The organism is Bartonella sp. AA86SXKL (genome assembly GCF_042196885.1).
Genome location: NZ_JBHIRE010000389.1, coordinates 1 through 274 on the forward strand (window position 1 = coordinate 1; position 274 = coordinate 274).

Annotated in this window: 1 protein-coding gene; it reads right to left on the reverse strand. The window is 39.1% G+C overall.

Annotation, left to right across the window (positions count from 1 at the left end):
- Positions 1-274: hypothetical protein (locus ACFIO5_RS12165; protein ID WP_375705547.1), on the reverse strand; the 274-nt coding region annotated here is incomplete at both ends.

Consider the following 274-nt stretch of genomic DNA (forward strand, 5'->3'; position numbering starts at 1 on the left):
TTGTGGCTTGTTGTCCTACTTTAATATCGCCAAGGCCGACTTTCATGAGGGTCTTCATTTTGTTATGAATATTAGGAACAGCTTGAAAAAAATCTTCTGCTTTTTCGATTGTCATGTCCAAAATATCGGCGATCGATTTTCCTTTAAATTTTATCTCTAGGGTTTCTCGATTATAGCGTTTTCCTTGGCATATATCGCAGGTAACGTAGATATCAGGCAAAAAGTGCATTTCAATTTTGATCACTCCATCTCCCTGACATGCTTCGCAGCGTCC